3 protein-coding genes and 1 pseudogene are annotated in these 4,260 nt (G+C 70.0%); 2 read left to right on the top strand and 2 right to left on the bottom strand.

The window, feature by feature from the left end:
- A pseudogene (locus ACRDPS_RS22330) lies at positions 1-129 on the top strand (DNA-binding response regulator); the annotation flags it as partial.
- 62 nt (positions 130-191) lie between these two features.
- Here ACRDPS_RS22330 and ACRDPS_RS22325 read toward each other — a convergent pair.
- Together ACRDPS_RS22325 and ACRDPS_RS22320 are read right to left on the bottom strand one after the other, a co-directional pair.
- Positions 192-1,058 carry an alpha/beta fold hydrolase gene (locus tag ACRDPS_RS22325; protein WP_431503863.1) on the bottom strand — a complete coding sequence of 289 codons (867 nt, stop codon included), beginning with the start codon at positions 1,056-1,058 and terminating at the stop codon, positions 192-194.
- Positions 1,059-1,158: 100 nt separating this feature from the next.
- Positions 1,159-3,006, bottom strand: a complete 1,848-nt coding sequence (locus ACRDPS_RS22320) for a flavin-containing monooxygenase (RefSeq protein WP_431503862.1) — start codon at positions 3,004-3,006, stop codon at positions 1,159-1,161.
- Positions 3,007-3,111: 105 nt separating this feature from the next.
- Here ACRDPS_RS22320 and ACRDPS_RS22315 point away from each other — a divergent pair.
- A partial coding sequence (locus ACRDPS_RS22315; protein ID WP_431503861.1) for a transcriptional regulator occupies positions 3,112-4,260 on the top strand: 1,149 nt, incomplete at its 3' end.

Raw genomic sequence — 4,260 nt, 5'->3', positions numbered from 1 at the left:
GCCGAGGCCTTCGTGGTAGCCGAGGCCACCGTGAAGACCCACGTCGGCCGGCTGCTGGCCAAGACCGCGTCTCGCGACCGCGTCCAGCTCGTCGTCCTTGCCTACGAGACCGGCCTGGTCGGCCGCTGACCCCGCGGGTCCTGGGTCCGTCGGCGACTCCGCGTTCGAGTTCGGCCGAGGGCACGTCGCCATCAAGCGTCGTCGAGCACCTCGAGCAGCTCTGCGGCGAACGCCGCGGGATCGTTGCTGGGCGACATCGGGCTCACGGCGAACCCACCGTGGTCGCCCGGGAAGACCTTGGGCTCCACACCCAGCTCCTCCGCCAGCGCCTCACCACCCCTGCGGGCGAGCGTGCCTTCCCACTCCGCGCCGGTCGCGGGGATGATCCGAACCTTGGAGTCTTGCAGTGCGCCGAGATCGGGTTCGAAGGGCGGCATGGCGAGGTTGCGGCTCAGCAAGGCGTCGTCGCGGGAGCCGTCGTCATCGGTGGGAAGGCCGAAGTCGGCGGGGTCCGGCGCAGGTCGATCCAGATAGTCGTCCGGAAGCGGACCCGAGTGCATGATCATCTGGATGAACTTCGCCATCGCCGGGCCGTAGCCCTCCCGCTGATAGGTCGCGACGATGTCGTCGCCGACGCGGAGAGTCATCTCGCGGTCCTCGAGGATCGTGGACAGGGGCGGTTCATGCGAGACGAGTGCTACGACGTCGCGGGGATGCTTGACGATCCAGTGCAGCGCGAAGGCTCCGCCGCCGCTGGAGCCGAACGCATCGACCGGCCCGAGGCCGGACGCTTCGATGACGCGGTGCATGTCCTCGCCATGAAGTTCACCGGTGACCGTGCCGTCGGACGTCAGGGTGCTGCGCTCGGCGCCACGCGGGTCGTACGTGATGACCGTGCGGTCAGTGATGTAGCTGATCAGCTGCTCGAAGCCGGAGGCCGCCATCGGCGAACCGAAGACGAACAGCGGTCTGTGCTCGCTGGGCGTCTCCGGTTCGCGGACGTCGTAGGTCAAGACGGCGCCGGGCGCCTCGACAGTGGCAGTGGACACCTTGGTCATGGGGCTCCTTCGGGCCGTACCCATCCTGACGCTTCGGAGACAGGCGGGGTGCCCGACGATGGTGCTGCCGACGGGGTGCGCCCGTCAAGGATCACCGTCCCTACGACAGGTGGTGCACCGGAGCTTGGTTGTAGACCGGCGTCTCGATGCCCTCGAACCGTGCCTTGAGCTGCAGCGCGAGGTAGAGGGAGTAGTGCCGGGACTGGTGCAGGTTGCCGCCGTGGAACCAGAGTGCCTCCTGCCGGGTCGGCTTCCACATGTTGCGCTGCTCGCCCTCCCACGGGCCGGGGTCCTTGGTGGTCTCCGAGCCGAGACCCCAGCACTTGCCGACCTTGTCGGCGACCTCCTGGCTGATCAGGTCGGCGGCCCAGCCGTTCATGGAGCCGTAGCCGGTGGCGTACACGACCAGGTCGGCGGGCAGCTCGGTGCCGTCCTCGAGAACGACAGCAGACGAGGTCAGATGCGAGACCTGACCATGGGCGAGCTTGACCTGCCCGTCGGCGACCAGCTCGGCCGAGCCCACGTCGATGTAGTAGCCCGAGCCGCGGCGCAGGTATTTCATGAACAGCCCCGAGCCGTCATCGCCCCAGTCGTGCCGGAAGCCGGCCTTCTCCAGGCGCGCGTAGAAGTCGGCGTCGCGCTCGGCGATCTGCTGATACTGCGGGATCTGGAACTCGTGCATGATCCGGTAGGGGAGCGAGGCGAAGACGAGGTCGGCCTTCTCCGTGGTCATGCCGGAGGCGACCGCGCGCTCGGAGTAGAGGTCGCCGAGGCCGATGTCCATCAGCGAGTCGCTCTTCACGATATGGGTCGAGGAGCGCTGCACCATGGTCACGTCCGCGCCGTGCTCGAAGAGCGCGCCGCAGATGTCGAAGGCGGAGTTGTTCGACCCGATCACCACACACCGCTTGCCCTCATAGGCGTCCGGCCCCGGGTGCTTGGAGGAGTGGTGCTGCTCGCCCTCGAAGACGTCCATGCCGGGCAGGTCGGGGACGTTCGGCTTCCCGGACATCCCGGTGGCCATGATGAGCTGCTTCGGGTGCAGCGTGATCTCCTCACCGCCGCGCGAGACGGTGACCGTCCACTCTCCGGCCGCCTCGTCGAAGGATGCGTTGGTGGCCGTGGTCGAGGACCAGTAGGGCACCTCCATCACCTTCACGTAGGACTCCAGCCAGTCGCCGATCTTGTCCTTGGGCGCGAAGACCGGCCAGTTGTCGGGGAACTTCAGGTAGGGCAGGTGGTCGTACCAGACCGGGTCGTGCAGGCACAGCGACTTGTAGCGGCCGCGCCACTGGTCCCCGGGCCGCTCGTAGCGGTCGATGACGAGCGAAGGCACGCCGAGCTGGCGCAGCCGCGCACCGAGCGCGATGCCGCCCTGCCCGCCGCCGACGACCAGGACGTACGGCTGCTCGGTGAGGCCCAGCGTCTCGGCCTCCGCCTGCCGCTTCTCGGCCCACGTCACCCGGTCCGGGTCGAAGCCGTGCTCGGCACCCTTCGGGCGACGTACGCCTCGGGGCTCCTCGTGGCCTTTGAGCTCATAGAGCGTGGTCAGGAAGGTCCATGCCTTGGGGCTCTGCCTGCCGTCGGGACCGTCGTCGACCTTGAGACGCAGCAGTCCGCGGCCGCGGCCGACGGCGGACTCGAAGGTGAACCACGCGGTCGTCACGCCCTCGGCGGTCTCCTCCGGCTCCTCGAGCGCGAACCCGGACGGGTCGACGCGCTCCAGGGTGCTCTCGAGGAGGTCGGTGACGCCGGCCGGGTCCTCGACGGTGGTGATGTTCCAGGAGAAGGCGACCAGGTCGCGCCAGTAGCACTTGGTGGCGAACATGTCGGCAGCACGGTGGATGTCGCGGGCCGCCAAGGCGGCTTCGAAGTCGTTGAGCCAGGCCTGCGCCGGGCCGTTCTGGGCGGAGTCGGCAGCGGGAGGGGAGTCGAGTGTCTGGGTCATGTCTCCAGGAGACCGCCGCACGAGGCCGGGCGACAGGGTTGCAGCCGATTGCATGTGGCGCGGCTCACACCTAGGTTCTACCCTCGAAGAGGAGGTGGATGCCGTATGACCGCAACCGGAGCCGTGCCGGCAGGGGCAGACCTGCCCCGGCTCGCCCGCGACCTCATCCGCGTCCACGACGCGGTCCTGTCGGGCGGCCGGCCGCCGAGCACACCCCGGATCCTGGTCGAGCGCTCCTGGCGACGCGTCATGAGCATGGGCCTCGAGCCCGGCAGCAGCAACGGCAGGCGTACGCCGTCGGCGGCCGAGTGCGCTGCCCGCAGGACCCGCTCGCCGCTGGCGATGGTGATCGACGATCTGCGGGCGGTGCTGTCCTCGGCGGCGGATGCCGCGACGTACCTCATGGTGGTCACCGACGCCGAGGGCGTCGTGCTGTGGCGGGAGGGGTCGGCGCGGGTGCTGACGATCGCCGACCGGCTCGGCTTCGTCGAGGGTGCCCTGTGGACCGAACGCGCGGTCGGCACGAACGCCATCGGCACCGCGCTGGCCGAGGCCGCACCGGTCGAGCTCTTCTCGGCCGAGCACTTCGAGCAGGCCCAGCACCCGTGGTACTGCACGGCCGCGCCGATCCACGACCCGCGCACCGGGGCCCTGCTCGGGGTCGTGGACATCAGCGGACCGGCGCTGACCCTGCACCCGGCCATCGGTGCCCTGGTCGAGAGCGCGGTGCGGGTGGCCGAGATGTCGCTGTGGCGCCGCCACCAGGACTGGCTCGAGCGGCTGCGCCGCGAGACCGACCACGTCGTCTCCGGCGTCGAGGGTCCGCTGCTGGTCGTCGACGACGACGGCTGGGTCGCCCACCACGCCGGGATGGCCGCCCGCGACCGGATCGCGGCGCCCAGCCGGGACAAGATGCTGACCGTCCCCGGGCTCGGGCTGTGCCTTCCCGAGCGGGTCGGCGAGCGCGGCTGGCTGGTGCGGCCGACCTCGTCCGGGTCGGGTGCGCTCGAGGCCAGGCTCGATCCCGGCGGCACCCTCGAGGTCGTCTCGGAGGCCGGCAGTTGGAGGACCACGCTGACCAGGCGCCACGTCGAGATCCTCACCCTCGTCGACCGCGCCGGCCCCGCCGGTCTCACCGCCCGCCAACTCAGCGAGGCGGTCTTCGGCGACGCCGAGCACATCGTCACCGTACGTGCCGAGGTCTCCCGCCTGCGTCGCTCGATCGGTGCACTCGTCGCGACCAACCCCTACCGG

This window comes from Nocardioides sp. (assembly GCF_050699375.1).
Lineage (GTDB): Bacteria > Actinomycetota > Actinomycetes > Propionibacteriales > Nocardioidaceae > Nocardioides.
Note: the sequence above shows the minus strand (reverse complement) of the source record. Positions and strands in the feature narration are given on the sequence as shown.

Excerpts from the sequence above, each read along its gene's own strand:
- ACRDPS_RS22325 (WP_431503863.1), bottom strand. The coding sequence starts at position 1,058 with ATGACCAAGGTGTCCACTGCCACTGTCGAGGCGCCCGGCGCCGTCTTG.
- ACRDPS_RS22320 (WP_431503862.1), bottom strand. The coding sequence starts at position 3,006 with ATGACCCAGACACTCGACTCCCCTCCCGCTGCCGACTCCGCCCAGAAC.